The sequence below is a fragment of the Fusobacterium sp. DD2 genome (genome assembly GCF_018205345.1).
Taxonomy (GTDB): domain Bacteria; phylum Fusobacteriota; class Fusobacteriia; order Fusobacteriales; family Fusobacteriaceae; genus Fusobacterium_A.
The window spans coordinates 1-3106 of record NZ_JADRHM010000108.1; the positions used below are offsets into that span (position 1 = coordinate 1).

General features: G+C 30.6%; 2 protein-coding genes and 1 pseudogene. 1 reads left to right on the forward strand and 2 read right to left on the reverse strand.

The features are described from left to right. Positions 1-44: 44 nt before the first annotated feature. Complete coding sequence (locus IX290_RS11210) at positions 45-896, reverse strand: hypothetical protein (RefSeq protein ID WP_211493279.1); 852 nt, start codon at positions 894-896, stop codon at positions 45-47. Positions 897-1236: 340 nt separating this feature from the next. Between IX290_RS11210 and IX290_RS11215 the strand changes: the two genes are divergently transcribed. Further along, the gene (locus IX290_RS11215; protein WP_211493280.1) at positions 1237-2373 is read left to right on the forward strand and encodes a cyclically-permuted mutarotase family protein; all 1137 of its coding nucleotides are present in this window, start codon (positions 1237-1239) and stop codon (positions 2371-2373) included. Positions 2374-2804: 431 nt separating this feature from the next. Here the strand turns inward: IX290_RS11215 and IX290_RS11695 are convergent. Then, a pseudogene (locus IX290_RS11695) lies at positions 2805-3036 on the reverse strand (hypothetical protein). Positions 3037-3106 lie beyond the last annotated feature (70 nt).

A 3106-nucleotide genomic window follows, 5' to 3' on the forward strand; every position in this document is an offset into this window, starting at 1 on the left:
AGGAGCTGTTATTAACAGCTCCCTTGGGATTCTATATTATGAGATTAGAATGTATAGTTCCATCCAATTCCTACGTCGTGATAATTTTTATCTCCTGTTGCAGGTTTAGTTCCACCATTTTTAGTTTTGAAGCTTCTGAATTCATATCCATAGTATCCATAAACTGAGAATGAATCAGTAACTTTGTAGTTTCCTTTTAAATATAGTCTAGTTCTTCCAAAGTTTTTGTAATAGTTATATGGAGCATGATCTTCTACAGTTTTTCCAGATGCTAATGTAAATCTACCTTCAGCACTTAAACCAAATGCATCATCTGAATAGATAGGTGCATATAATCTGATTTGATGTTCATAGTATGATTTTACATGATTTGCAGGGTGACTTTTTATAGATTTATCATAAGCTACAAACCATTTTGCTGTAAATCCTTTATATGTTGCTCCTAATGGGAATAATTCCATTCTGATTTGGTTATTATTAGCACCATTATCTGATTGTAGCCAGATATCAGCTGATGACAAGAACCAGTCATGTGCATATGCATATCTTACATAATGTCTATCCATATCTTTTTGACCTCTGAATCTATATCCTAATTTAAATTCAGGTGTTAATGATTTCCAAGCATCTAATTGAAGTCTTCCATTGTTACTTGAAAGTCCTTTCTTTTCTGCTGATTTATTACCATTCAACCAGAATTTTCCACCTTGGATTGCAAATGACCAGTCATCATATTTCATATTAACTGTAGTAGTTAGTGTAACATCACTAGTTTTTGCATGATTAACATGCTCATATTCTAATTCTTGGTTAACACTTGTAACTTGTAAACTTCCAGCAAAAGCTGCAGCAGATATAACTCCCATAGCTGCTAATAATAAAGCTAATCTTTTCATAATTTTTTCCTCCCTCATTAATTTCAACTAATAACAATTTGTGATGAATTTATGTTGAGTATTTCAACACTATTTCACACTCTTATTATATAGATACTCTATAAAAAAAGCAAGTATTTTTTTGAAAAAAGTTTTTTATTATCATTTTCAGTACTTTTTATTGATTTTACAAACATTTTTAAACACATATATTTTTTATATTATGTCTCTATACTGTGTATATGTACACATAATATTAAAACTGTTGACTTTTAAGATGAAAGATAGTAATATAATATTGAAAGTAAAATTGAACACGGGAACAAACTATTTTTATTATGAAAAATGGAGGTCTATGTTTATGAAAAAGATTTTATTTGCAGCAATTGTATCATCTTTATTATTAGCAGGATGTTCTGCTATGCCAGTTAATAGCTGTGACTGTGAAGTAGCAAAAATAACTTGGGAAACTGCTGGAAAATTACCAGCTCAGAAAGGTTACACACAAAACATTGGTACTGCAGGAGTACTTAACGGTGTATTAGAAGGAAAATATATCGTTGTAGGTGGAGGTGCTAACTTCCCTGTTAAATCACCTGCTGAAGGAGGACCAAAAGTAACTTATTCAGACATTTACGTATTAGTTGATCACGATGGAAAACTTGATGTTGTTGAACACACTAATTTCCCTCATCCAATAGGATACGGAGCTTCTGTAACTACTAAAGATGGAATTTACTACATTGGTGGTGCTCCAGATGCTGAAAATGACAATGATATCTGGTTCCTATCTATGAGAGATGGAAAACTTGATATGAAGAAAATTGGAGATTTACCATTTACTTTCCAAAATGGTAGAGCAGTTGAAAAAGATGGAAAACTATATGTATTTACAGGAAAACAAGCTGGTAAAACATCTAATGAATTCTATTCATATGATATAAAAACTGGAAAAACTGAAAAACTTGCAGATGTTCCAGGACCAGTAAGAGCTCAAGCTGTTGCACAAGTGCTTAATGGAGATATCTATGTATTTGGTGGAGGAAACAGTAAAGCTTTAACTGATGGATACAAATATAGTTTCTATACAAAACAATGGACTCCAGTTGCTCCTATCGTTGTAAATGGAGAACCTGTATCTGTACTTGGAGGTAACTCAGTTAAACTTAACAACAATGAAATGATGGTTATTGGAGGATTTAACAGACAAGTTTGGGACGATGCTAACTACTACCTATCTACATTAAAAGGTGACGAATTAGCTAAATACAAAGCTAACTACTTTGGTACTGACCCAGTTGATTTCCATTGGAATAAAGAGATCTTAATATACAACGCTAAAACAAATACATGGAAATCTATAGGTGAAGTTCCATTTGATGCTCCATGTGGAGAAGGTCTTGTACTTGTTGGAAACAATGTATACTCTGTAAATGGAGAAATTAAACCAGGTGTAAGAACTAGCAGAATGTACACAGGACATATTATAAAAAGATAATTAAATAGGATATAAAGAGGGCTCCAGAAGTTTCTGGAGCCTTTTGTTTTTGATACACAAAACAAAAAATAAAAAAGATACAGATTTTTTTACTGTATCTTTTTTATTAGTTTCATGGGGGAGAAATTTTATATATCAACTATTAGTTATTATCGATTTCCCTCTAGGGAGTGAGGGAAGGGAGTTATGAAAAAATTACTATTTTTATTAACAACCTTTAGACTTTATATCTTCAATAAAAGTTTAAAGAATTATTATTTTTTTTAGAGATTTTATTTTCTGTTTTATTTTCTTCTCTCTACTATTTAGACTAGATATATGACAGAAAAGTTTAAAAATATTTTTTTATTCTCAATTTTCTTCATATTTCTCTCATTTTTCCTTCATAGTCTTTAGACATATTTCTTATCTAAAAAGTTTAAAATATTTTATTACTTTTCTTCTTTCTCTTCAGTTCCACATAATTCACATACTCCTGAAGTCCCATTTGCCTCTTTTTCAGCAATTAAGTCCTCTAGGTATTTTCATCTCAGTTAAACTCTTAACTGAGATTTCTTCATAATTTACGCTGTCAGAAGGTTTTAGATTTATTCCCTGGCTTCTTAAAAACTGATCAACTTTATTTTTCTTATAAAGATAATATCCTACTGATACATCAGCTATATATTTTTTTACAAACTATTATTGTTAGTATAAATAGTTATTATTCATCAATCACCATCAAAAAATCTTT

What these genes read in the sequence shown, in the direction of transcription:
- IX290_RS11210 (WP_211493279.1), bottom strand. Translation starts at nt 896, where the DNA reads ATGAAAAGATTAGCTTTATTATTAGCAGCTATGGGAGTTATATCTGCT.
- IX290_RS11215 (WP_211493280.1), top strand. Translation starts at nt 1,237, where the DNA reads ATGAAAAAGATTTTATTTGCAGCAATTGTATCATCTTTATTATTAGCA.